The organism is Neolewinella lacunae, from assembly GCF_014349155.1.
In the GTDB taxonomy this organism is placed as follows: domain Bacteria; phylum Bacteroidota; class Bacteroidia; order Chitinophagales; family Saprospiraceae; genus Neolewinella; species Neolewinella lacunae.
Genome location: NZ_JACSIT010000063.1, coordinates 15818 through 40246, shown reverse-complemented (window position 1 = coordinate 40246; position 24429 = coordinate 15818). Strand labels below are relative to the sequence as shown.

Genomic DNA, 24429 nt, shown 5'->3' with positions numbered 1-24429 from the left:
AATCTTTGCTGGATTATTATGCCGAAATCCTTGAGCAACGGGCTGACGAACTGCTCCAGATCAGTAAATACGTGGTAGTCGATGCGTACTTTTCCCGAAATCCATTCATCCAACGCGTTGTCAATGCAGGTTTTCATGTAGTCTCCCGCTTGCGTAAAAACGTCAGTCTGCGCTACTACTACAGCGGACCACAAAAGTCAAAAGGGCGGCCTAAGGAATATGCTGGCTTTGTCAACTTATTTAACCTTGATCCTGCCGTATTTAGTCGAGTGGAAGCGCTGAGTTCACCTCAAACCGTTGCTTGGACGGGCGTGGTTCAACTAAAAGTAGCAGGATTAAAAATCCGTATCGTGGTTATACACCAACTTGACGAAAAAAACAAAATCAAGTCTGTGAAGGTATACATGAGCACCGATGTTGATCAGCCAGCCGAACAAATTGTCCATGCTTACCGCTGTCGTTACCAACAAGAATTCATTTTCCGCGATGGCAAGCAGTTCAGCGGTTTAGAAGAGGGGCAAGGGCGTGATTGGCTTAAGATCGACTTCCACGTCAACTGCGCGCTAACGGTAGTTAATTTGGCTAAAGCTGCCCACCACTTAGCGGTTCCCGACCTTGAACGCGGAGCATTTTCCATGGCTGATATTACAACTGCCTATACCAATGAGCGCTTGGCTTTACGCATTTTCAGCAGGTGTGGGATTGACCCGAACCTGCCAAAAAGTCAAGAGGTACTGGCGGAGGTCAGGAACTACGCCGCTAGAGCAGCTTGAAATCGCAGCGGACCATTGTGTTATAGAGAAGAGTGAAATTTATTTCAAGCAAATTGAGATCGATAGTACCCGAATTCAGGTAGCTACGGTCATTAATAATGAGTTAATAACTAAATCAACCTACAAAAGGGAGTGGCCTAGTATACCCTGTCAAGTACCTGTAGATTATCGCCAGTAGGGAAGTAGCTTTCAAAATAACCTTTTCACCCGATCTGGTAAAACGTCCAAAAAGAAAGCTTAACTTGCTGGCGCATTTGCCCCTTCGGGAAGTTAGCCATTCTCTACGTGGCAGCGATCATCTTTAGCCCTTCACCAAGGTGTCCCACCGATCCGTACATCCCCTGCAGCAAACCCAAAAAAGCATTTATATTTGCTCATCACTCACCCACACCAGACACATTAAACAATCTGAGAACCCATGCCCACGAAAGCAAACTTCGCCATCTACCTGCAAGCCCTCGGCGGAAAATTTATTGGTCAGAATGCCTTTTACCCGCAAGATATCAAGGTTTATGTAGCAATCAATGGCAACGCCCAACAGTTGCCCTATTTTTCGGGCCCGACCACCCCGCCGGACGATGGGGAAGTAGGCGTCGCGTACTTTGACGGCGCGTCCAGCGTGGTGCCTATTCTAACCAATCATCCGACCCAGGCCGTGGTGCCGGTCACGGTCAACTACCTGACGCCGCAGCCGGGCCTCACGGTGGTCGCCCAAGGCCTGGTCGACTTGAACGACAACGACATCAATACACCTACCGAGGTATTGGTGTACTACCCGGTTCCAGGGCCCAACGGCAGCGTCAAAACATTGACGCTCCGTCAACCGGTAATCCTCAGCCCGTTTCAACTTAACTACAAATTGACCCTGGTGATCCCCGGTCTGCTGGTGCATACGCCGGTATTGACTAACAACCAAATCTCCGCAGTCGTCACCATGATGTGTGGTTGCAAGGTATCCAACGGCTCGACGCCTCCCTTTTGGCTTCCTGCTGATTTTACGGTGCTGGCCAATGTAGTTTACAAAAACCGTCCGACCGTCCAGGTGCCTTTGTCGCTCGTGACCACTGGGTCCGCCTCTACGTTTGCAGGTGCATTGGCCGTCACGACGGATATTGAGTCCATTACGGTTACCGCGAACCAAAAGAGTACGGGGAACTTTGGGGCTAATCAGTTAACGTTTTAGTGATCAGGCACATCTTGCGCTAATTGTAATTTGCTGTATCGAAGAATTGAATCTTAAACGTTAAATCCGATTTACGTATGCTGTAAACTTAATTTCATAGCTTTCGTAATCTATCACCTAAAATCTCCCTTTCGGGCCATCTTTTATTGGTTTTGTCCCCAGATTTTCCAAAAAGTCTTATCTTGCCCTCGGCTCCCTCCATCGTACGCTTCCCCGTAGGAGCTACTTGGCCCCAGGCTAACTCCAGCTTATGATCGCCTTTGGGCGGGATCATGAGCGCTGCAAATCTCTCATAAAAATCAACCAATGTCCAGTCAAATTACCATTAACGGGTACTTATCCTTTAACCAAGCTCCTGCCGCTACTGCAACGGTAAAATTGTGGGCGGCGAATACGCCCGACGCGATTGGGGAGTGCACAGTGATCGCCGACGCCCAGGGCAAATTTTCCCTCACCGCCGCTCCTGCATCAACTGACGACGTACTCTACCTCACGGCGGAAATGGCTGACCCTACGGTGGTCCTGCTGTCCGTCTTGTCGCCAAATTTGTGGGAGGAGATTGCCAGGAGTGGGGTAGTGGTAAATGAGCTCACTACGGTAGCTTCAGCATTTACCTGCGCCCAGTTTTTTACCGGACTGCAGTTGTCCGGAAATTTAAGGGGAATTACGATTGCCGCTAAAAATACACCCAATCTGGTTAGTCCGGTTACCGGAAGCTGGGGCGAGGTTTTACTCAATCCCTTCAACATCACCCAGAATGAGACCCTGGCCCGCTTGAATACCCTGGCCGCGCTCATTACGGCCTGCGGCACGGTAAACATCGAAGGATACGACTGGCGGGGGGCATTTTTAGATGCCGCAACGCCGTTAGCAGGCGCGCGTCCGGAGAATACCGCCGAGGCGATGATTGGGATTGCCCAATCGCCCTGGTTGCATCCAGCCGATTTATTTTCCCTTTTTGATAAAGCGTATCCGCAGCCCAAAGACGGTTTTCCGGCCAAGCCCAATAGCCTGGTTCCGGTGAGCCGGCGGAGTGCTCCTTTTGTCCCTTATTTAAGTTTTGCTCCGGCGGATTTTGCCATGATTCTGGCTTTTGGCCAGGGAGGGATTTGCGCCCCTGGAAAACTCTCCCTCGATGCTGACGGCAATTTGTGGACGGGTTTAAACTGGATGCCCGGAGCACAGAACGGGGTTTACCAAGGCATTGGTGGCGGCCTCGTCAAGCTGGATTCGACGGGGCGATTGTTGTCGCCACCAGTAACCGGGTATACGGGAATGGGCGTGGATGGTGCCGGCTGGGGCACGGCCGTCACCGAAGCGGGTACTTGTTGGGTAACGAGTTTTAATGGATCCATTGGGGTGTACCGGCTGGAAGACGGCTCCCCCTTGCTCGACGATATTCCGGAGAATACTGCGGTCGCCCTCAAGAATATCGGGGGCTTACAAGGCATCGGTGTGGCCCCCAACGGTGATGTATGGATTGTGGGGACTTCATCCAATCAAATGCTGTATTTCCCCGCAGGAGACATACACCGGGGCAGGGTCGTAGAAAATAATGACCTCAGCAAGGTGCTTTCCGCACCCTTTGCCGTTTCGATTGATAATGCCAACCGAGTGTGGATCAGTAATACGAACAGCAAGTCATTAGTACGCTATTCTCCGACGGAAGAAAATAGTCCGGTGGACCGCTTTATTCTGGCGGGTGGTGGACGCGGGGTAGCGCTGGATTCAAAGGGAAATTGTTGGGTGGCTTGTAATACCAGTCCGGAGTTTCCCGCAACTACGCCAACGGACGGTGTTTCCATTATCGAAGGTTTTGCGCTCGGCTATCCGCATTTGGAGCAAACGCTCGGGCGCAATAATAAAACGGGTTCGGTTTTTATGATACCTTTTGACGCCAACCCAATCGATGCCCTGGATGAAACCACCCAGGGATCCAATTTAACGCCATATGGCGATGGGGAACTGAACGCACCCTGGGGCATTTCGGTGGATGGTAACGATGATATTTGGGTCGCCAATTTTCTGGGGAGGGGAGTATCCTTTATGGCTGGGGCTAATCCCACCGGGCGCACGAAATCATTTCATACCGGCGATTTAATTCACACCATTCATTCCGGCAGTATCCAGATGTTGACCGACGTGGTCGTCGACCAGGCGGGCAATCTCTGGTGCGCGAATAATTGGAACCTGCCGCAGACCGTGATGCAAGCCAAACCTGACCCGGCCTTTTCAACCTGGGGTGGCGGCTCCGGCGTTTTGGTGATTTATGGCATCGCGAAACCGGCGCAGACGCCCGTCGTCGGCCCGGTTAGTGGTATTTGAATCAGGGAAATAGGTGCGGACGATAGACGGGGAGCTAAAATTTACGGGTATCCTGATGTTTCAGCATTGCGCGGCCGCAGGTGCAGTGCAAAGGATAGAAGAGCAGTGCGAGCCTGGCCAGCACGAACCTCTCCCGTATTCCCATCCTGGCGAATAATCAGAAATGCATACCTTCGCCCCTGATCGTCAGTCGGGGAAGTCCTTCCCTTTCCCCTGTACGGGCATTCGGCGCACTGATGATGCAAACACAGGCACCGTAAAGAGCGCCATCTTTAATCTTTTCACGCCCGTGAAGGTCAAAGTCAGCAGAAACTGAAAAGTGATAGCATTTCCGCTGCTGCTGATCGTACGGGAAAAGCCTCCGCAAACAAAAAATGAAAGCTTTCCTTAAAAACCAGGTTGCAAACTACGGCAAGTGGGATTTCCTTGTTTTTACCATCCTCACTTTGCTTTCTATTTTAAGTGGAAACACCACTGTGTTCTACTTAATTTATTTTTTCTGGTGGAATGAACTTATTCGCCTGGTCGTAGATTGGTTTTTCTTCAAGAAAAATCCTAATGCAACCGTGGTAAGTACGCAGCAGAGCATTGGGTTTGAGTCTTTCTTTCTCATGGGAATATACTTCGTCTTCCTGGTCGTTTTTTTCGGATTTATTGCCAATCACGACCAGATGGATATTCTCGCAACGAATATGGAGATCCTTTCCTTTAGAAACTGGTTTTTTAACGCCAATTTGCTTTTCGTCGTAGCAGAAAGAATCTTTTTACACCGATCGGAGCAGGAACTGGAAATCTACTTCGGAGGATTTACGCCTAGTATGATCGTGCTTCATGTCTCCATTATTTTAGGGGCCATGATGATATTCTTCGTTGTTAAGCGCTTTCCAGAGGTTTTTACACCGGAAAATTTATGGGGTTCGGTCGTCATTGCCATTCCGTTCTTAATTTTAAGGTGGGTGGTAGCCAAGTTTATAGTCTAACAACCTAGGTTTTGTGATTTTGGGAATTGAAGGCGACAATTCTGGAAGTCAATGTTTACAAGGACTTGAGTTGTTCGTTCGGCTCTTTCACTTTTCACAAGTTCTTGGTTGTTTTACTATAGTTGAACTGGATGATGCTTAGGTATGGCGTCCATCGCTCTTCGGTCCCGTTACATTGCACCTGCGACCGCGCCCAGCTGAAATACTGCGAAGCCAAAAAATGCCTTAATTTTGGCATAAACGTAGAATCCAAGCCTAAGTTTTGCGTGTCAAGCCTTTCAAGGCAGCCTTTGCTGGAAAGCAAGATATTCTTATCTTGCCGTAGAGAAAGCCTAACGATCCAGAGCCAATAACCATGAATCTATCCATCATCAACCAACCCTTCGCTCTGACCCCAGCGCAAATCGCTGACTACCAACGCAATGGTTTTCTGAAGATTAAGGAGGTCATTCCACCCGACGTGATCGAGCACTTCAACGCCATCATTTCTGCAAAAGTGGCGCAACTGAACAAAGTGGCCGTTCCCCTGGAGGAAAGGGACACTTATGGTAAGGCCTTCCTGCAGTTGTTCAACCTGTGGAGGGAAGATGCGGACATCAAGGAGCTGGTCTTTTCCCGGCGTTTGGCGCAGATTGCTACCGACTTGATGCAAGTGGATGGGGTGCGGATTTATCACGACCAGGCCCTGTTCAAAGAAGGGGGTGGGGGAATCACCCCCTGGCACGCCGACCAGCACTACTGGCCGCTGTCTTCGGATAAGACAGTAACGGTATGGATTCCGCTGCAGGCCACCCCCTTGAAAATGGGCCCGCTGGAATTTAGTGCCGGCAGCCAGCGCATCGTCCTTGGCCGGGAACTCTCCATCAGCGACACAAGTGAAAAGGTGATCAGGGAAAACTTGCGGATCAACAACTTTCCCCACACCATCGAGCCTTTCGACATCGGGGAGGTCAGCTTTCACTCCGGCTGGGTTTTTCACCGGGCGGGCGCGAACACTACCCAGGAAGTCCGGAAGGTGATGACCATTATATATATGGATAAGGACATCAAGCTGAAGCAACCCGAGAACTCCGGTCAGGAGAACGACTGGAAAACCTGGTGCCCGGGAGTAGAGATCGGACACGTGGCGGCTTCTCCCCTGAACCCGGTGTTGTTTGAGCACTAACCGTTACAGCCTTCCTCATTGGGGCGGATGGCTCAATGGTTAGTCTCTTCCGCAAGCGGGAATTTTAACACACAGCTTTGTTAAAGAATACTTTCTTCGAACTCTTGGCCACTTACTCCGCTGACCCTCGTCAGAAGGAAGCTTTGTGGGATGAGCTGGAAAAGGCTTACACCAACCAGAAAAGACATTACCACACGCTACGGCACCTGGAGCACCTTCTGCTACAGCTCACGGAAATCAAGGGCCAGCTGGAAAACTGGGAGGCCATCCTTTTCACCCTCTTTTACCACGACATCATTTATAAGCCCCTGAAATCCGACAACGAGGAAAGAAGTGCGGCACATGCAGTACAAATAATGCAGCAGTTGGCCGTGCCTGCGGACGTGACGGTTCTGTGCAGGGAACAGATCTTAGCCACCAAATCGCACCAGGCCTCGGTAAATAGTGACACAAATTACTTTACGGATGCCGATCTGTCCATACTAGGGAGCACTCCTGAAGTCTACGCCCGGTATTGCCAGAACGTCAGGAAAGAGTATGCCGTCTTTCCCGACTTTATTTACCGCCCGGGACGTAAAAAAGTCCTGAAGCACTTCTTGGCAATGGAAAAAATTTTCAAGACCGATCACTTCTTCGACAAATTTGAAAGGAATGCGCGAAGGAATTTAGCGGAGGAGTTGAGGGATTTGACAGAGTAGTGGGTGAGGTTGTTGAAGTTCGTGAAGGCTAAGTCTTGGGGTGAGGGGTAAATTTTTCCATTTTCTGGATTTTTCGCCCAAGTCCTTGGCAGAAAGCAGTATTGTACGTAGGTTTAGCCCCGGATCGGGCATCTATGCATCGCCCCAACCTTACACAACCTAAATTCACCCACAATTAACTGATAATCAATGCAAAAGTTATTCACTCTCTTTCTGTTCATCTTAATGGTGATGCCCACTTTGTCGGCCCAGAACAGCTGCGCCTGTACGGAGGTAGATGAGACAGCCACGATTCATAAGGTAGTCCAGCAGATGCCACTTTTCTCTGGCTGTTCTGACCATTCGTATTATCCAGAGAGGCAACAATGCGCTACAAGAGAAATGCTGGACTTCATTTACTCCAATCAGATTTATCCCAACGCTGCTTACGAGAAGGGTACTCAAGGTATGGTAGTTGTCAGCTTCATAGTTGAAGTCGATGGCTGCTTGAACGATATCAAGATTGTTCGTTCAATCGGCGACGGTTGTGATGAAGAAGCGCTAAGACTGGTGAAATTAATGCAAGCCCAGGGTTCAACTTTTGATCCCGGATTTAACGATGGCCGAATCGTTCGCGTACAATTTAATCTACCCATAAGGTTCCGGATAGATGAGAATACGGTAGTCCAGGGAAACTACGAACCGGATTATGATCCAAAGTGTTTTCCAGTCGAGTATTTTGCTGCTGAATTTGAACGATTAGAGTTAAGTACCGAGCTTTCCCAGTGGTCCACCAAGGCTGGTCTCATTTCCCTAAACATAAAGTCTCTGGATCGTTTTGAGGGGCGGGTTGAAATATTTTCCTCAGACAGCACTTTGCAATACTTTGTAGAAAGACCGTTTGAATACGGAGAAACAACTTTTACAATTTCGGTGGACCATCTCCCGAAAGGTGAAAAATACCTGCTGTTATCCTCTAAAGGGGGGGAGCATGAGCTCGCAAAGATTGATTTTGTGCTGGAGTATTAAGCTTCTATTTTTCATTGGTAACTAGCCCAAGAGGTTCTTTGTAATAGTGAGGATCAATACGCCTTTGGCAATCTTGTTGATCCTTTCGTCCTGCGAATCCTAATTCAGACAAAAAATACACTACCATACTGCCCAAACTCCGTATCTTCATCACTCGTAAATAGTCCTGAATGAAAAATCTGGAAATCAAGACGAACCCCGGATTCGAGGAAGTACTGACCAATTACCCTGAGCCCGTGAAGGGGAAGTTGCAAAACTTAAGGGCTTTAGTCATAGAAACAGCATTTGAAACCGAAGGGGTAGACAAGTTAGAAGAAACCTTGAAATGGGGCGAACCAAGTTTCGTGACAAAACTTGGAAGCACTTTGCGGATGGACTGGAAAGCACGCTCGCCAAATCAGTACGCCATGTATTTTCAGTGCAGCAGCCGCCTGGTGGACACCTTCAAGGCGGTATTTGGTAATATCTTTCAATACGAAGGGAATCGCGCGATTGTATTTTCATTAGACGTAGAAATCCCCGTTGAGGCAGTAAAGGAATGCATCAAAGCGGCTTTGAGGTATCATAAAGTGAAACATCTGATCACACTGGGAATTTGAGGATAAAATAGAGCGACAGGAATGTTGCTATTTAAACAGAGCTGCTGTCCTATGCCACGCCTCAAAAAAATACTACTCACCCTCTTGCTGCTCACCGTACTTGCAGCTGTATTCCGCGGCCCTTTGTACCGCACCCTCGTAGATTACGAGTCAGTCGGAGCAAGTACGAACTACACGGTAAAGGATGAGAAACTAGCTGATCTCATTGCATCTAAAGTGAATAGGCGAACTGACTTAGGTATTACTGAGGCAATTAAGCTTTCCCTCTCCATTACCTCCTCCCAACTTCACTTCACGGCCGATAACAACGACGTTGACCCCAACAAGCTGGTGACGTCCAAGGCGACACACTGCGTTGGCTACGCGGCATTTTTTGCTGCCACCTGCAAATACGTCTTAAGCCAGCAAAAGTTAGCGAGCAGTTGGACGGCAGAACCACAGGAAGGACAGCTTTATTTCCTTGGAACCAATCTCCACCAATATTTCCATTCTGCTTTTCTGAAAGACCACGACTTTGTGGCAATTGAAAACCACGTCACAGGGGAAGTTCTGGCCGTGGATCCCACCATTAAGGATTACTTTCATATTGACTTTATCCGACTCCGTCCATAAAGTCTTTCGGAATTTATTGCCTACCTTTACACCTGACCAAACTCCAGTAATTGGTACAATGCTCAACAAAAACACCACTTTGCCCTCGCGTTCAATTCTGATCGCCGTCCCATTAATTGCGTCTTTTTATTTGTTAGCAGCCGTATCGCTCTCAAGGGGTGGGGTAGTGTTGGCCACGCCAATTTCTGCCATCTATGAATTAATTACCATCCCTGTTCTACTGTTTTTTGGCAGCAGTATCATGATGGGTATCATCAAATACCGAGCACTCTCGCAAGTCCTTGGGGCATATTATTGGCTGGTGGCAAGTGTCTTGCTGATCACCCTTGGGCTGGTAGTATACGCTTCTTGTTGAACACCCTTCCCAATCCAAGCGGAATCTACCTGATTTTCAAAACAGGTATTTCTACTGGCAAAGTTCTGGGCCTGCTGGTGCTAGCTTTGCAGCAGTAACAATTCTCTCATTAAACAGCGTTTCTCATCATGAAAAATGTAATGTACGGCTTGCCGAAACAGTACGATTCCGGCTCGTTGCCGGCAGTAGCCCTCAATGGCAGCAACCACTACGTGGAGGTCCACAAATCGCAAAACAACTCCAACCTGTGGTACAATTATGGCTTAATGGCGGCCACCAACAATGTACTCGGTACCAGCAACAAAACCAATGCCCAGACCAATGGTTCGGGGTATTTCCCGTCCGTTAGCATGAACGACAACGGGACGGTAGTTCTGGTATTCCAGGATTCCAATCCATCTTCCGGGGTATCTGCCCTAAAATACCAGGTAGGGATCGTCAGCGGAGACCACATCAGCTGGGGAGCTGAATTGGCCATCGGTATTAATGGCTTAAAGCCCACCGTAGCCCTATCCTCAGGAAGCGACCTAATCTTTGCGTACGAAAGCGATTCCTCTGGCACCCTGCAAATGAAATATGGTACCGTCGATACCAATGCCAAAACCATTGACTGGTTCGCGGGATTACCCTACAGTACGGGGCACACGCCCCACCTGGCGGTAAACAATTCGAACACCATTTTGGAAACCCACGACTTGAATGGTATTGTCTACTATTCTGTGGGAACCATTGATTTTAGCCAGAAATCAATTGTGTGGGGGCAGCACGATTACGTAGCAGTATCCTCCCATGGCCAACACGATGCTTGTATTGCTTTAAATGACCACGGCGAGGCCTTGCTCTTGTATCAATTGCAAAAAGCCAGCGCCGGTGATGCCCAGGAAGGCGCTAACCACTTCTGGGACGAGGTAATAGACGCATACGATTACCTGACCAATGCCGACGTCTACGGCACCTTCCTTAAGGTAGGCTACGTTTCGGGGAGCGGCTATAATACCAAGGCCAATTGGATGGATCCCAAGTTCGTCGGCTGGGGAAATAAACCGTCCATTGCCTGCAATGATGCGTTCAGCCTGATTGCCCAGCTGAGTGCCGCTAAACTCAACGACGAAAACAGAATTGTGGGCAATTCCTCCGACTTGTTATTTTACCTTTCCAAGGTAATGGATATGGGGGACTATACCGACCGGGCCAACTGGATGCACAACAACTTCCTGGACGTTTCGCTGAAGAACATGGTCATCCCCGGTGCCCACGATGCCGGGATGTACACTACCCACAACTGCACGGTCGCGAGTGAAGATTCCACGAAAACGCAAAGCAAAAACTTTGCTGATATGCTGCAATCGGGTATCCGCTACTTTGATATTCGGCCATCCCGCAGTCTCAACAACACCTTTTATTGCTACCACTCAACCGCTGGTATGGGATGTTACGGTGCCTCAATTAGTGATATTCTCAACGACGTAAGTGCTTTTCTCAGACAAAGCAAGGAGGTCGTGATTCTGAAGTTTTCGCATTATGATTTCCCCGGCGGAAACAGCGATAAGTGGGATCTGGAAAGAGAAGTCTCAAGTGCACTGAGCGGTATGTTGCTCTCTCCGTCTGATAAGCAAGGTCGGATTGCGAATATGACACTCCGGCAAATTTTGGGTAACAGCACAAATGGAATTGCTATTCCAGTATTTTTGCCTTACAGCAGTTCGGATTCTTCGGCTGATTACAGTGGCCTGTATACCTATGCCGACTATGACCCTAGCCATAACAACGCAACTGCAGCGGATTTGGTGGTCTACGACAAATACTCCGACGACAATAGCCTGAACGACATGCGCAAAGACCAACTGCACAAGTTGCACTCGTCTTCCAATCACGGCGGCGACCTCTTTTTGTTGTCCTGGACCCTGACCCAGCAGATCTTCGAGGGGATGACCTTTCACTTCGATCAATTGAACAGCTCCATCGAGGACTTTGCTAAGTTGGCAAATAGTACCTGCACGCAGGTTTTATCTGACCAGCAGCAAACCCAGCAAATTACCACCAGCAAATTGCCCAACGTCGTGTACGTGGATTTCTGCGATAACTTTGTTACCGACATTTGCGTATGGCTGAATTTCTGCCTGAAAAATGGATACATTAACCGCTAATTAGCCCTGGATCACTGCTGAATACTGGCCCCATGCTCCCTTGAACACCGACCGCCGTTGCCCATTCCTGGGTGGCGGCGGTCGTTTTTTGGGCCGAGTGAAAGGCTTTTTCTATCTTCCAGACCCTGCTTTCTCATTCGAACCTTGCACCTGCGTTCGCGCCCCAAAATGCATGGTTTTCTGATACTTGCGCAGCCGCAGGTGCCATGAAAGTTGAACGGCAAGGACAATTCTGCCCGCAGCCGTAGACCCGACAGTTTTATTCTTTAAGCCTCAAAATCAATTCAGGTATTGCACCATTGTCAAAACACATTATCTTTACGGCCAGACCCAGCGACCGGGTCACTCACTCCCTTTGTAAAAAGCTTAAAATCCTGCTAATGGAATACCGGACTAAACTTCAATATGCTGAACGCGTTGCGGAGCAGCTTCAAGGAAAAAAATCTACCGCCGAGATAGAGACTGAACTGAAACAGGAGGGCCTGTTTGAACGCGACATCATTAATGTAATGACGAGTGCAAGAAATATTCTGGCAGACAAATATGCACCGCTGGTGAGGGAAATTTTACTTGGCAAAAGAGATGCCGCCGAGGTACAGGAATCGGGTGTTATTGACAATGAAATACTCACCACACTCATCTGGCAAGAATCTAATAAATTGGCCATTGCGGAGAAGAGAGCAATTACCCGGATGGTAAAAGAAAATTACCCCGTCAGCGAAATCATTAAAGAGGTGGATACCCGATTCCTTACCATTCCTCAGGCAAAGCAACACATCGAAAAACTTCAACAAACCCAACAACAAAACAGTGGAAGCAACAGGATCGCGGGCATAATGGGAGGTTTAGGCCTTATCCTTCTTTCCGTAATCGTACTTGTTGCTACTGATAGGTTCTTTTTCTTCATCCCCATTATCGGAATCATCATGATCGGGAAAGCACTCGCCACGGAGAGAATGGCGTACGAAGATTGAATCCACTGGGTTTTGGTCGTGTTGCAGGTCGATCTGAACTAATTCAAATATCACACGCATGGCAAAAAACAAAACCACCGAAACAGCCCTGAGCGTTACCGACTTCATCAACGCCAATACTTCGGTGAATTCAGCAAAGATCAACTCTGGACCGCAACCCACCTTTTGAACAAGTAACGCCTTTGCCCAACATATCGTTTCCGACAAACTTTTTTCGCCCCACCCAGCGCCACCCTCCGGAGAAATGTTTTACCTTGCCTGGCGTACCCTACGCTGGGCTCTACAGTCTTCAGGAAAGGGTAGGGGAGCGTCCGTTGCACAGCCCCAACGATAACTGATAACTTGCGGCCCCCGAGCCGGCAGACAGAATAATACAACCACCAATCATACCAAAATGGAAACGCGTTTCAAGATCCAGTACAAAACCACCGTAAAAGCCCCGCTTGAGAAAGTCTGGGAAGCACTCACCAACCCCGCAATCGTGAAGGAATACTTTTTCGGGTCAGAATTGGTCACTTCCTGGCAAGTAGGCACCCCAATCGTTTTTCAAGGCGAATGGGAAGGACAAAGCTACCAGGACAAGGGCGAAGTCCTGGAATACGAACCCAACAAACGCCTCGCTTTTTCCTACCTCAGCAACTGGAGTGGCAAAGAAGACCTCCCCGAAAACTACCTCTGGGTTTGCTACGAGGTATCGCCCCACGGCACCGATACTGAACTCGTTATTCACCAGAGCAACTACGACCAGGAACGCGCCGACCATTCCGCAGAGAACTGGGATTCCGTCGTTAGCGGAATGAAGAAAATTGTGGAGAGCTAGCAGTAGGTAGATTTCTTTTTTGCTCGCCCAAACGAAAGCTTTCAGGTGGTTGAAATTAGGGAGGCTTAATTTTTTTCCGCCTTGGTTGCAGTTTCGGTTAAAAGATTTACCTTGCCAGCCCTAAGGTGGCGCTGCCCGACGCCACTTCAGCCAGCGCCTACCTCGGCTACTTGCCGCAAGGGTAGGGGAGCACTCACTTGAAAACTTACTACACTACCCGGTACCTACAAGCGTCCGGAAATCCATTAAAAACACCATATGATTATCTTTGGAAGCAGAGCCGTCCATCTGGACTCTGCGCAATCGATTAACGCAACTTGCCCAAGTTGTAATACCCAAGGCTCCTTAGTCCTTAGCATCTTCCGGAAGCATGCACATATTTTTTGGATTCCCTTATTTCCCATCGGGAAGGTCGGGGTTTCCCAGTGTCAGCACTGTAAGAACGCGCTAGATGAGAACGAGATGCCGGAGTCAATTTCATCCCGGGTCAATAAACTAAAGGAAGAAACCAAAGGCCCTGTCTGGCAATTTGCTGGCGTTGGAATCTTTATTCTTTTGTTTATTATCGGTGCTTTTGCCAGCAGCCAAAGCAGTCAAAATACCGCAGCGTATCTCGCCTCTCCCATGGCCGGAGACGTTTATGAATACAAGTTCGACCAGGGAAGTTATTCTACTTTCCTGGTGGCAAGGGTCGTGGGCGATAGTGTATTTGTACACCCCAACGAGTACGAAATAAACAAAATCACTCGCTTGTACCGGATCGAAAAGCCGGAAAATTATTCTACTGAAGTAATCGGATTTTCCCGCGCTGATTTAGAGGCGATGCGTACTGCGGGAGATATTTTAAATATAAAGCGTTAGACACATTTTCTTCCTATGCAACGTGCCATGAAACTATTAGCCTTAGTCTTGCTGCTCCTGCCCATTCTCCACTGCTCAAGCCCTGTATCGGCCGTATCACCATACGCCGGAACCAGCAAAGTTTCCTCCAGCCCCACCAGCTACCAATTGATCAAAAAAGCCGATTGCTTCAGCTCGGGGCTGGGCGAGGAGGTATTCAAGGTGCTCGAAAAGCCACCCACCATCAACCTCTCCCGAAGCTACTTCGAAGCGCGAATCCAGAACGCTCTGACATCCTCCCTGACGGGAAGCGAAAACGTTCAACTGAAAATTGTCACCGTTTTCTTCTCCAACGCCACTACCTGCCTGTACCAACTCTACGCAACCGATACCCTTGACGAAAAAGTCATTGCCGCGTTAGAACTGACTATGAACGAGAAGCTCTCCATCCGCCCAGGGACGCAAGGAACACGCCAGGTAAACTCCACTGGCGAAACCTACGTGGAAATTGTCCGTGGGGCGGTGAATTCGTTTCGGCACCACAATTATGGTTTTACGGCGGGGCGGTAAGTAATCGCCCTCAAAGCGACACCCCCCGCTTCCAAGGAATAAAATCATCCTGCCCCAGGCGTTGCGCCGCCGTGCTTTCCGTTCCACTGGCGACGCCCAGCAGGTACTCCAGCAAATCTTCGCCCCGCTGCTCAATGCTCGTTGCGCCGGTAATGACGCCGCCCGCGTCGAAGTCGATCAGGTCGGCCATCCGCAGGGCAAGGGCGTGGTTGCTCGCCATTTTCACGACGGGAACAATGGGGTTGCCCGTCGGCGTCCCCAGGCCAGTGGTGAATACAATCAGGTTGCAACCCGAGCCCGCCAGCCCCGTCGTACTCTCCACGTCGTTGCCGGGCGTACACAGGAGGTTGAGGCCTGGCCTGACTACTGGCTCTGCGTAGTCCAGGACGTCGGTTACCGGACTGCTCCCGCCCTTCCGCGCCGCGCCCGCAGATTTCATCGCATCCGTTATCAGTCCATCCCGAATGTTGCCGGGGGAGGGGTTATTCTTGAAGCCTGAGCCAACCGCTTCTGCGGCGGCGGCGTACTCCTGCATCAGGCGACTGAATTTGTTGGCCAGTGCAGGCGTTACACAGCGGTCAATCAGTTCCTGCTCCACCCCGTTAAGCTCCGGAAATTCGGCCAGCACCGCACTGCCGCCCAGCGCAACGAGCAGATCGGAAACGTAGCCCAAAACCGGGTTGGCAGAAATGCCCGAAAAGCCGTCGGATCCCCCGCATTCCAGGCCGAGCGTCAGGGCCGAAAGGGGAGCGGGGGCGCGGGTGGCCAGGTTGGCCTCCATCAATCCGGCGAAGGTCTTTTTTACGGCTTCGGCGATGAAGGTCCGTTCGTCGCCTACCGCCTGTTGTTCGAGGTAGTGGACGGTCTTTTTTCCCGCCAGTCCCCACTCTGCCAGGGCCTGTTGTAAGATGGGGATTTGCGCGTTCTGGCAACCCAGGGAAAGTACCGTTGCTCCGGCCACGTTCGGGTGGGCAATGTACCCGGCCAGGATTCGACAGAGCACTTCCGCATCCTGCCGAATCCCCCCACAGCCTCCGTCGTGCGTCAAAAATTTGATGCCGTCTACGTTGGGAAAGACCCGCTCCCGCCGCAGTGCCGCCTCCGGCCGCAGGGGATTGAGCGCCATAATGGCCCCGGCAGACTGCCCCGCGCGGTAGGCTTCCACTAAGACGCCCAGGTCAATCGGCGAACTGCGCGCCCGACCGTAGCCCAGCCCCTCCAGCATCGCTTCGCGGATGACTTCCACATTCCGGTTTTCGCAAAATACCAGGGGAATCACGAGCCAGTAGTTCGCCGTCCCCACGCGCCCATCCGCCCGGTGGTAGCCCATGAAGTGGCGCTTCCGCCAACGCTCCACTGTTGGCGGAAGCCAAGCTTCGCGCGGCGTCTGCGGCCCGTAGTTCGTCGCAGCGTGCACGAGGTTCCCCGTATGCAAAGCACTACCCGCCCAAATCGGCTCGGTAGCTTCGCCCACCAGCGTACCGTACATGTACACCGCCCCGCCCGCAGGCAGGTCCATCAGCGTAAACTTGTGTTTCGCCGCCGTCGCCGTCTTCAGCCGGAGAGAAATTCCATCAACTTCCACCAAAGTACCGGCCGCCAAATCACGCAGCGCCACGGCCACGTTATCGCGGGCGTCAAGTCGCAGCCATAGCAGGTTTCGTTCAGGCATCACTAGGTGATTTGAATAAGCAAATATAAAAGCAGCACGCTGCGGCAGCGTGTCCCGTGCAGCAGCCCATTAGCTTACGCTGCTGCCTACGGCGGTCACGCATTCACACATTCGCTCATTCACTCACTGGAGAAACGCCCCTCAACCCACTTCCCCCTACAAGCTCTTCAGCAAAATATTCCGCCACCGGACCTTAATCCCTCCGCCATCGTGGATTTGCAGCGCGATGCGGCCCTTGGCAGCCCCAATTTTTTCGTCCGTCAGTTCAATCATTTCCGTGCCGTTGAGCCAGGTGGTCACCTTCGGGCCTTCGACGCGGATTTTCATGGTGTTCCAGTCGCCCATCTTCAGCGCAGCGTCTTTTTCCGGGTCGGGTTTGATGAGCCAGCCGCGGCCGTATGACTCGTAAATGCCGCCCGTATCGTTGCCGGGAGGGGCCACTTCTACTTGCCAGCCAGTGATTTTGGTACCCTCAATCGTGGAACGGAAAAAGACCCCGCTGTTGCCGTTGGCCTCCTGCCGGAAGTCCAGCGTCAGCTCAAAGTCGTCGTAAAATTGCTCGGTGGCCAGGTAGCCGTAGTCTGCATCGGGTCCGCTCTCGCAGATGAGCTCACCGTCTTGCACGTACCATTTTTCCGTGCCGTAATTGATCCAGCCATTCAGGTTCTGGCCGTTGAAAAGGCTTTGCTTCTGGGCACCGCAGGCGGTAAATTGCAGGCAGATGGTACAGCATAGGGCGTAGTAGAACAGTCGTTGCATAAGATCGATGGTTTTGCTTTTTGCGCAAGGTACACCGCCGGCGTAAAATGTCCTCAACCTCGCTCTTTCCGGTCCATTTCTTTGCACCTGCGTCCGCGCCCAGGTCGTGTTTGCGCGGTCGCAGGTGCCGGGTAACGGACAAAGAGCGGGGGAGGGGCAGACGTCTCCGCGTTGCCAAACGCCAAGCAACTCTACGCAAAACTCCGTGCGGCTCCATGGGCTAAAAAAGTTATACCTGGACCAGAGGCCCGGATCCAGCCGCGAGTGCCTATCTTCCTGCCCATTTCACAACACGCCACAACTTACCCGCTCTAAACATGGTCGCTTTTTCTCCCTCAGTTATTCGTTTTATTTACTCAGCCGGAATTTTCTTAGTTTGTATTTTTCTATCCTGCGGAAGCGGTACCGAAGAAAATACTACCGCTGACCCCGCTCCAGAGGCTCCCGTCTTCACCGTTACCGAAGCACCCTTTGGCACGACGCCCGACGGGCCCGCCAGCCTCCACACGCTGCGCAACGGCGGGGGGATGGAGGTCCAAATCACCAACTACGGCGCCATCGTAACGCGCATCAGTGTGCCGGATAGTGCCGGAACCTTTGCCGACGTTGTCCTTGGTTTCGACTCCCTGCCGTCGTACCTGGGCGAGCATCCCTACTTCGGGGCCGTCGTTGGCCGCTACGGCAACCGCATCGCCGCCGGAAAATTCAGCCTTAATGGCACTACCTACGAACTGCCCACCAACAATGGCCCCAACCACCTCCACGGGGGCGACCGCGGCTTCGATAAGCGGCTGTGGACTGTTGTCTCAAGTGGCCAGGACTCGACCGGTGCCAGCCTAGTGCTGGAGTACGTCAGTCCCGACGGCGAACAAGGCTACCCCGGCACCCTGACCGCCCGCGTAACCTATACGCTGACCGACGATAACGGCCTCAGCATCCGCTACGCCGCTACCACCACCGCCGCTACGCCCGTCAACCTGACCAACCACAGCTACTTCAACCTCGACGGCAGCCCCGATATCCTCGGCCACGAACTGGAAATGAAAGCCAGCAACTTCACCCCCGTTGATGTCACCCTGATTCCCACCGGAACGATCAGCCCCGTTGCCAACACGCCCTTCGATTTTACCACTGCCAAAGCCATCGGCCGCGACATCGGCCAGGACCACGAGCAAATCACCTTCGGCGGCGGCTACGACCACAATTTTGTCCTCGACCGCAGCGGTACGGCGCTGGAGCTGGTGGCTACGGTCTACTCACCCCTGTCTGGCCGCGTCCTGGAGGTCTTCACCGAAGAACCCGGCATCCAGTTTTACTCCGGCAATTTCCTTGATGGAACGCTCACCGGCAAAAACGGCCGGCAGTACCAGCAACGCGCGGGCTTCTGTCTTGAAACCCAGCACTACCCTGATTCGCCCAACCAGCCGAACTTCCCGAGCACCATTCTGCAGCCCGGAGAAAATTACAGCACGCACACGGTGTACCGTTTTAGCGTACGGTAAAAGGATGGTTTTAGCCCATGGAGTTACATGGAGTAATGCATGGAGTTGCATGGAGTTTACTTAATTGGATGCGGGCCTGCCGTACGGCGGTATTTTTTTAATCGCTGGAACTCTTTTTGTCTACGCTAATCACGATGTTCACCTCTGCGGCGAACGCGGGCCAAATAAAGCCAGGCCCGCGTTCGCCGCAGAGGTAGCTTCGGCAGATGCTTGCCGCCTATTCTCATAGTGAGGCTTACCAGGTCTTGCCTACTTTATCTCCAGCGTTAAATTACCATTCTGGGTATTTTTGGCGGATTCTGGAACGGCTTGCCAGAATTCTCCATTTACCACAAATTTAAATTCGTGGTAGACTTCTTTCAGGTCTTTTTTACGGAGAGTAAATTGGTAGATGCCCGTCCCGGTCCTAGTCATTTTGTAATTTGAATTGTCCGGATTCCAGCCATTGAAGCTGCCTGCAATCGTAACGTATTCAATTTCCTCCTCCCTCATGTTTTTTGGCAATGCAAAGGTGAAGATGATGTTTTCCTTGTCCAATTTGTAGCCGTATTGGATAAGTTTCAATCCTTTCTTGACTTCCGTTATTTTCTCGAATTTGAAGTTCTTTATGAATTTCGAATCCCCTTTGGCTGCGTAGCCTGAAGCAATCAAGAAGGCTCTTGCTTTTTCATCTGAGCTAACATCCATTTCGATGATGTCCTTAATGGCTTGCTTTTTGTCGGTCGCTTTGTCGTAATACGCTTTGCATATTTTGTATCCCACGAAGTAGCCCAAGTCCTTTACCTGTTCCCCATTTAAATTTCTGCCTTTCACGCCATATAGCCAATCAAAATAAACGCCTTTTTCGTTTGAAGCAATGAATTTTTTAAACTGTTTCCAAACGGCTGTTTCATTGCTGTGCCCAAAGCCAACGTAGCCTCCCGGGTAGGTTTCGACCAGGCTCTTTTGGTTGATCACTTCCGAAACAAAATCACACGCTCCCTCGTATAAGCAATGTGCTAAAAGAGCGTTATCAGATTGATTTTGTAGGGTATGAACGTATTCGTGCAGGACAATACTTACGGCCCAGTCTGGCTTCTCATTGGCCAGCAGTTCGCAGCCAATGAATAGATTCGGGCCTTCTCGTTCTGGTCGGCCTCCAAACATGCCTAAACCCATCACGAAGTAAACGTCTCCATCCTTGAACCCCGGGTACTGCTCTTTAAAGTATTTGAACTTCGGCTCTAATATTTTCATCTGGGAGCTGAGGTTAGTGAAATAGGGCCTTATTTTAATCAGGTGTTCTTGGCTGTTGTTCATTAAGTCTACCCAATGCTTTGCAGTAGCTCTTTTGCCTCCGTCAATGGAGTGGTTTATTGCGTATTCTACGCCCAAACTCCCGTTGTCCAAATATATTTTTTGTACAAAGTCAATTTGCTTTTCTTTGTTTGTAGTGGCTTGAATGCTGTCAAACGCTAGGTAGAAGTTTTCGATGTCTTTGGTGTGAAAGACGGTTTGTGCTTTAATAGTGGTTATGCAAACAAAAGCCAGAAAATAGAAGACGTATTTTTTCATCATTGTGTCGTGTGAGATTGTTTTAAGTTTTCAATGTACTCGCTGAGTAGGTGAAAGCGCGGGCAAAGTAAGGCGTTTTTGGGTGTGTTGTGCCTAGGCCAGCAAAAATCTAACCGAGAATTCACGGGGGCGGGTATTGTTTTTTTCATGGAGTTTTGCTGGGTCCGGACCTACGATCCTGTCGGAACATAGCAGGATTGGAGGAGGGCTTCCCGCTCCCCCATCTTCAATAGCTTAAAATCCAGAAAATCCTGATTCAGACAAAAGTCCTCCCAAGCAGCCAGTCTACCGACCACCAACCAGCAAAACCCGCAAAGCCTCTTCCGTTGCTCCTGCCAACAGAGCCTTTTGGGCCAGTAGGTGCAGCGCCAATTCTCCTTCCTGAGCGGCAGCTTGTACTTCGGGGCGCTCGGCCGTAGCGGCAATTTCTTCCGCGGTGGGCAGGCGCTCCAGGTTGCCGAGCCGGCCGAGGTTGTTGCCCGTTAGTACCGCACTGTTGCGCACTGCCTCCGGCAGCTGGTCAATGCCGATGCCCAGGCTATGAATGGGCTTGGGGATGGTGAATTTCGCTTCCGCGGAAGCGCGCAGGTATTCGTTACCGCCCATACGCGCAACCAGGTCGAGTTTGGCCGCGTCAAGTTTGCCGTCGGTCAAGACCCCATCCGCCAGGTGGATGCGTACCGCCCGGGCAATGACCAGGTTGCCGCTGCCCGGGCCCGTCCCCAGGTCCAGGATCTGGTCAACGTGGCACTCAAAAGCAATAGGCGCTTCTCCTACACGCGGCGGACGAACCAGGTCGCTACCCACCTCCGTAAAGCCGGCCTTGACAAACTCATTCACCCCCTTGGCGTATTCCGTGCTGGCCAGCGAAAGTTGCTCCACCAAGGGGAAATCGATGATGTTGATGACCACCTCCGGCACCTCCAGGATATTTTCCAGCGTGTGTTTCGTTGAGCCGTCCCGCACCCGCCGCGATGCCGAAAAGGCAAAGGTGATCGGGTTGGCCCCGAAGACATTGAAAAAGCTGAAGGGACTGAGGTTCACCCGCCCTGCTGCATCGACCGTGCTGGCAAAGCAGATCGGCCGGGGCGCCACGGCCGTCGTCAGGATGTTGAACAGCGCGGGGATGGATTGGCTGGCGGGGTCGATGGTCATAGCAGGAGAAAGTCTGAGTTAAGGGGCTAGTTCGGTAGTGTTGTAGTTCGGTAGTTCTGTAGTATTGTAGTTCGGTAGTAGACAAGGCCCCACTACCGAACTACCGAACTGCCATCTAAAGGCCGTTGAAGACCAGTTAGTTGTGATTATTGCCAGGGCCCAACCTCACGTAAAGTTACTTGGCAGGGAGCACCGTAGCCGTCACCGCACCAAAGCCGACCCGAATGCCATCTTTTTCGGCGTAGCCGCGCAGGGTCAGGGTATCGTGGTCTTCCAGGAAAGTCCGGGTGCTGCCGTCGGCCAGGGTCAGGGGTTTCTTACCCCCTTCGGAGATTTCCAGCAGCGAGCCGTAGCTGCCGGGGTGCGGACCAGAGATCGTCCCCGAGGCCAGCATGTCGCCCACGCGGACGTCGCAGCCATTGACCGTGTGGTGGGCCAACTGCTGGGGCATGTTCCAGTACATGTACTTGAAGTTGGAACGGGAAATGACGCTCTCTTCGCCGCCGTCAGGACGTAACCCCACCTCCAGCTGGATGTCGTAGTTCTGGGGGCCGTTGCAACGGAGGTATTCCAACACCACGGGTTCCTGGCGCGGACCGGGTACGCGGAAAGGCTCCAGTGCTTCCAGTGGAACGACCCACGGCGAGACGGAAGAAGCAAAGTTTTTGCCCAGAAAAGGGCCGAGGGGGACGTACTCCCACTTCTGGATGTCGCGGGCCGACCAGTCATTGAAAAGAACCATCCCGAAGATGTAGTCCGGGGCTTCGCCGGTGGAGATCGGCTCGCCCAGGGCAGAGTCTTTGCCGATGATGAAGGCCATTTCCAGTTCAAAATCCAAACGCGTGCTGGCTTTGAAGACCGGGCTCGTGGCGTTGGGCGGCATCACCTGGCCTTTGGGGCGGTGGAAATTCTGGCCACTGACGATGATGGAAGAAGCCCGGCCGTGGTAACCCACGGGTAGGTGCCGCCAGTTGGGCAGCAGGGCGTTGTCGGGGTCGCGAAACAGCTTGCCGACGTTCGTGGCGTGTTCAATGCTGGAGTAGAAGTCGGTATAGTCGCCCACCCGGACGGGCAGGTGCATGGTCGCTTCTGACTGCGGAATGAAGAGGTGGTCGTGGTTGCTCAACGGGCCTTGCTCGTCGCGCAGCCAGCTTTGCACCTGCGTCCGCGCCCTGCTCGTCACCTGCTTCCCGAGCGCAATGAAGGGATTGAGGTGGTCTTCGTAAAACACGCTGGTATCAAAGTCGAAGAGGTCGAGCTCGGCCACGGCGGCCATGTCGAGGATCTGGTCGCCGTAGGCCACCCCCACGCGCGGAGATTCGCCGGGCAGGGAAAAAATGCCCCAGGGCAAATTGTGGATGGAAAAATCGGCGGAATTGTGGGTGGTCATAGTAGGGTGCTGGATTATTTTTCGAGCCAGGATTGGTGGTAATCGCCCGTGTCAATGGCCAGGGCGGCTTCCGTGACTTGCAAGGGCGCAAAGGTATCGATCATGACGGCCAATTCCTCGGTTTTCGTCTTCCCGATGCTGGCCTCGTAGGTGCCGGGGTGCGGACCGTGGGGAATGCCACCGGGGTGCAAAGAAATGTAACCGGGGCCAATGCCCGTGCGGCTCATGAAGTCGCCATCCACGTAGTAAAGCACCTCGTCGGAATCGATGTTCGAATGGTTGTAGGGCGCGGGAATGGACAGCGGGTGGTAGTCGTAGAGCCGCGGCACGAAGGAGCAGACGACGAAGGACTTGGTCTCGAAAGTCTGGTGCACCGGCGGCGGCTGGTGGACGCGGCCCGTGATCGGTTCAAAGTTGTGGATGGAAAATCCGTAGGGGAAATTGTAGCCATCCCAACCCACCACATCGAAAGGGTGGGAGGCGTAAACCAGCTCGTGGAGTACGCCCTGCTTTTTGATTTTTATCGTGAATTCGCCTTGTTCGTCGTGGGTCTCCAGATCGCGCGGAAGCTTCAGGTCGCGCTCGCAGTAGGGGCTGTGTTCGAGCAGTTGCCCGAAGTGGTTGCGGTAGCGCTTGGGAGTGTAAATCGGGTCGGTGGACTCCGCATAGAGGAGGCGATTATCTTCCGTATCGAAGGCAATCTGGTAGATCATTCCCCGCGGAATGAGCAGGTAATCGCCGTATTCAAAGGGGATATTGCCCAGTAAGGTGCGCAGCGTTCCGGTACCGCGGTGAACGAACAGCAGTTCGTCCGCATCGGCATTTTTGTAGAAATAATTGGTCAGCGATTTTCGGGGGGCGGCCAGGCCGATCTGGACCGTATTGTTGAGCAGCAGGGTAGTGCGGCTGTCCAGAAAATCGTCGGCCGGTGGCACGTTGAAGCCCACGAGTTTGCGGCTCTTGATGGTTTTGGCCTCGGCCACTTTGGGCTGCACGTCGGTACTCCGCACGATGTCTTTCACCTGGGTCGGGCGGTGCAGGTGGTAGAGCAGCGAAGACATGCCATCGAAGCCGATGGTGCCAAAAAGTTGCTCGTAGTACAGCGTCCCGTCGGCCTTCCGGAACTGGGTGTGCCGCTTGGGCGGAATCTGGCCGAGTTGGTGGTAAATGGGCATAGCGGAGGGGGGCACGTGAGTTTGGTAGGGCCACGAACGGCTGCACAAGATACAAAGTAGCGACTACAATTGTTGTCTTGCCAACTGTTTTTTGGGCGACTTGGGCGCGGTCGCAGGTGCAAGGGGAAAGGACCTGGGAGATAGGCCGTCTAATTAGGTACACTGTAGGCGTA

The 24429-nt window shown here is 51.8% G+C and carries 22 protein-coding genes; 16 read left to right on the top strand and 6 right to left on the bottom strand.

Translation table 11 applies throughout. From position 1 onward, the window contains the following. From H9S92_RS04080 to H9S92_RS04010, 15 genes are all read left to right on the top strand, one after another. Positions 1-773 (top strand): transposase (locus H9S92_RS04080; protein ID WP_187464848.1); only part of this gene is annotated, 773 nt, incomplete at its 5' end. A 418-nt stretch (positions 774-1191) separates the two neighbouring features. After that, positions 1192-1956, top strand: coding sequence for a hypothetical protein (locus H9S92_RS04075; RefSeq protein ID WP_187465443.1), 765 nt, complete (start codon positions 1192-1194; stop codon positions 1954-1956). A 501-nt stretch (positions 1957-2457) separates the two neighbouring features. After that, the gene (locus H9S92_RS04070; RefSeq protein WP_187465442.1) at positions 2458-4281 is read left to right on the top strand and encodes an NHL repeat-containing protein; all 1824 of its coding nucleotides are present in this window, start codon (positions 2458-2460) and stop codon (positions 4279-4281) included. A gap of 374 nt (positions 4282-4655) precedes the next feature. Further along, complete coding sequence (locus tag H9S92_RS04065; RefSeq protein ID WP_187465441.1) at positions 4656-5261, top strand: hypothetical protein; 606 nt, start codon at positions 4656-4658, stop codon at positions 5259-5261. 355 nt (positions 5262-5616) lie between these two features. Further along, the gene (locus H9S92_RS04060) at positions 5617-6426 is read left to right on the top strand and encodes a phytanoyl-CoA dioxygenase family protein (protein ID WP_187465440.1); all 810 of its coding nucleotides are present in this window, start codon (positions 5617-5619) and stop codon (positions 6424-6426) included. Between the two features lie 77 nt (positions 6427-6503). Then, complete coding sequence (locus H9S92_RS04055) at positions 6504-7124, top strand: HD domain-containing protein (protein ID WP_187465439.1); 621 nt, start codon at positions 6504-6506, stop codon at positions 7122-7124. A 189-nt stretch (positions 7125-7313) separates the two neighbouring features. After that, positions 7314-8132: an energy transducer TonB gene (locus H9S92_RS04050; RefSeq protein ID WP_187465438.1), complete on the top strand. Its 819-nt coding sequence runs from the start codon at positions 7314-7316 to the stop codon at positions 8130-8132. Positions 8133-8302: 170 nt separating this feature from the next. Next, a complete protein-coding gene (locus H9S92_RS04045) occupies positions 8303-8731 on the top strand; it encodes a DUF1801 domain-containing protein (protein WP_187465437.1) in 429 nt (142 codons plus the stop codon). Positions 8732-8782: 51 nt separating this feature from the next. After that, complete coding sequence (locus H9S92_RS04040; RefSeq protein ID WP_187465436.1) at positions 8783-9343, top strand: hypothetical protein; 561 nt, start codon at positions 8783-8785, stop codon at positions 9341-9343. A 58-nt stretch (positions 9344-9401) separates the two neighbouring features. Continuing rightward, positions 9402-9698 (top strand): hypothetical protein, encoded by a 297-nt coding sequence (locus tag H9S92_RS04035; RefSeq protein WP_187465435.1) that lies wholly within the window; start codon positions 9402-9404, stop codon positions 9696-9698. Positions 9699-9826: 128 nt separating this feature from the next. Further along, entirely contained in the window at positions 9827-11845 is a 2019-nt protein-coding gene (locus tag H9S92_RS04030) for a PI-PLC domain-containing protein (protein WP_187465434.1), read from the top strand. 380 nt (positions 11846-12225) lie between these two features. Next, positions 12226-12819, top strand: coding sequence for a hypothetical protein (locus H9S92_RS04025; RefSeq protein WP_187465433.1), 594 nt, complete (start codon positions 12226-12228; stop codon positions 12817-12819). A 394-nt stretch (positions 12820-13213) separates the two neighbouring features. Further along, positions 13214-13639 carry an SRPBCC domain-containing protein gene (locus H9S92_RS04020; protein WP_187465432.1) on the top strand — a complete coding sequence of 142 codons (426 nt, stop codon included), beginning with the start codon at positions 13214-13216 and terminating at the stop codon, positions 13637-13639. 462 nt (positions 13640-14101) lie between these two features. Continuing rightward, positions 14102-14500 carry a hypothetical protein gene (locus tag H9S92_RS04015; protein WP_222935970.1) on the top strand — a complete coding sequence of 133 codons (399 nt, stop codon included), beginning with the start codon at positions 14102-14104 and terminating at the stop codon, positions 14498-14500. Positions 14501-14527: 27 nt separating this feature from the next. Beyond that, complete coding sequence (locus tag H9S92_RS04010) at positions 14528-15049, top strand: hypothetical protein (protein ID WP_187465430.1); 522 nt, start codon at positions 14528-14530, stop codon at positions 15047-15049. A gap of 10 nt (positions 15050-15059) precedes the next feature. Here H9S92_RS04010 and H9S92_RS04005 read toward each other — a convergent pair whose 3' ends face one another. Both H9S92_RS04005 and H9S92_RS04000 read right to left on the bottom strand, forming a co-directional pair. Further along, positions 15060-16721 carry a UxaA family hydrolase gene (locus tag H9S92_RS04005; protein WP_187465429.1) on the bottom strand — a complete coding sequence of 554 codons (1662 nt, stop codon included), beginning with the start codon at positions 16719-16721 and terminating at the stop codon, positions 15060-15062. A gap of 156 nt (positions 16722-16877) precedes the next feature. Beyond that, positions 16878-17480, bottom strand: coding sequence for a 3-keto-disaccharide hydrolase (locus tag H9S92_RS04000; RefSeq protein ID WP_187465428.1), 603 nt, complete (start codon positions 17478-17480; stop codon positions 16878-16880). A 317-nt stretch (positions 17481-17797) separates the two neighbouring features. On the opposite strand from H9S92_RS04000, the gene H9S92_RS03995 reads away from it, so the two are divergent. Further along, positions 17798-18982: an aldose epimerase family protein gene (locus H9S92_RS03995; RefSeq protein ID WP_187465427.1), complete on the top strand. Its 1185-nt coding sequence runs from the start codon at positions 17798-17800 to the stop codon at positions 18980-18982. A 249-nt stretch (positions 18983-19231) separates the two neighbouring features. On the opposite strand, the gene H9S92_RS03990 is transcribed toward H9S92_RS03995, so the two are convergent. From H9S92_RS03990 to H9S92_RS03975, 4 genes are all read right to left on the bottom strand, one after another. Further along, on the bottom strand, positions 19232-20539 hold the full coding sequence (locus H9S92_RS03990; protein ID WP_187465426.1) for a hypothetical protein: 1308 nt from the start codon (positions 20537-20539) through the stop codon (positions 19232-19234). A gap of 282 nt (positions 20540-20821) precedes the next feature. Further along, positions 20822-21691 (bottom strand): flavin reductase family protein, encoded by an 870-nt coding sequence (locus H9S92_RS03985; RefSeq protein ID WP_187465425.1) that lies wholly within the window; start codon positions 21689-21691, stop codon positions 20822-20824. Between the two features lie 175 nt (positions 21692-21866). Beyond that, on the bottom strand, positions 21867-23081 hold the full coding sequence (fahA, locus tag H9S92_RS03980; protein ID WP_187465424.1) for a fumarylacetoacetase: 1215 nt from the start codon (positions 23079-23081) through the stop codon (positions 21867-21869). 14 nt (positions 23082-23095) lie between these two features. Then, positions 23096-24256: a homogentisate 1,2-dioxygenase gene (locus H9S92_RS03975; RefSeq protein WP_187465423.1), complete on the bottom strand. Its 1161-nt coding sequence runs from the start codon at positions 24254-24256 to the stop codon at positions 23096-23098. Between the last annotated feature and the right edge of the window lie 173 nt (positions 24257-24429).